The sequence below is a fragment of the Bacteroides ndongoniae genome (assembly GCF_900108345.1).
Taxonomy (GTDB): Bacteria; Bacteroidota; Bacteroidia; order Bacteroidales; family Bacteroidaceae; genus Bacteroides; species Bacteroides ndongoniae.
Genome location: NZ_FNVV01000006.1, coordinates 1 through 1013, shown reverse-complemented (window position 1 = coordinate 1013; position 1013 = coordinate 1). Strand labels below are relative to the sequence as shown.

The following is a 1013-nucleotide window of genomic DNA, read 5'->3' as shown; positions in this document are numbered from 1 at the left end:
GGTCTTGTAGAGGAACCACAGTCTTTCAAAATCTTTTTCGCTAAACATAATCTTTCGAGTTTTAAGTTTAGCACGAAGCTAAAGGAAAGGGACATACTAGTCAATACGCCAATTTTGGAAGCTTACATTTTTAATTTTGTTAGTTTACAAAGATAAGAAGTTTTTTATTATTGTTCGCAATTTAAAGAGTATTATTTTTCAAAATCTTATCTAGCTCTTCTTTGTTATAAAATTTATAGATTTTTCCTCTTATCTTAATATAACCTTCTATTGCATCATCATCTGTTTGTTCAAATAGACTTTTGATAGATACTCGTAGAGCGTTCGCTATTTTCTCAATAGTGTCTAGGCGTGCATTTCCGTACATTGCTCGGGTGAGGCTTGCAGGGTCAATCCCCATACTTGCTGCTAAGTCTTTCAATTGTTTACCTTGCTCTTTGCAAAGTCGTTTTACATTTTCAGCCAAGATTCTTTCCATATACATCTTTTTTGGCAAAGTTAGTTTATTTGTTTTAAATATCAAAACAAATAATATTAATTGATTTTTTAATCAACTTGTATTTGCAAGTCAATTATATTATATGTATATTTGCAACATAATAAATTGATATTTAAAACAATTATGGTAAAGACGGTAATTTTCGCACGAGTATCAACAAGTCTACAAGAATACGATAGACAAGTCAGTGAATTAACAACTTTGTCAACATCAAATGGCTGGAGTATTGAGGCTGTGTTCGCCGAAAAGATTTCGGGAGCAAAATCAAATAAAGAAAGGACGGAACTTCTAAACATGATAAGCTATGTTGAGAGAAATCACATAGATAAGGTGTTAGTGACAGAGTTAAGCCGCTTAGGCCGTGACACCTTACAGGTTTTAGAAGTAACAATAGTTCGTTAAAAATTAGCCTAGCCTAAGCGGCTCTGGCAGTAAATAAAATGAGTTCTTTGAAAAGTTTGTCAATTAATTGCGTGTTTGGTTCAATCCCAGACACGCAAATAAATCGTTCAAG

At 32.9% G+C, this 1013-nt stretch carries 2 protein-coding genes; one reads left to right on the top strand and one right to left on the bottom strand.

All coding sequences use genetic code 11. From position 1 onward, the window contains the following. Positions 1-181 precede the first annotated feature (181 nt). Entirely contained in the window at positions 182-478 is a 297-nt protein-coding gene (locus BQ5591_RS00055) for a helix-turn-helix domain-containing protein (protein ID WP_071147964.1), read from the bottom strand. A 144-nt stretch (positions 479-622) separates the two neighbouring features. Here BQ5591_RS00055 and BQ5591_RS00050 point away from each other — a divergent pair, with 144 nt between their 5' ends. After that, entirely contained in the window at positions 623-901 is a 279-nt protein-coding gene (locus BQ5591_RS00050; protein WP_083380827.1) for a recombinase family protein, read from the top strand. Positions 902-1013: the final 112 nt, after the last annotated feature.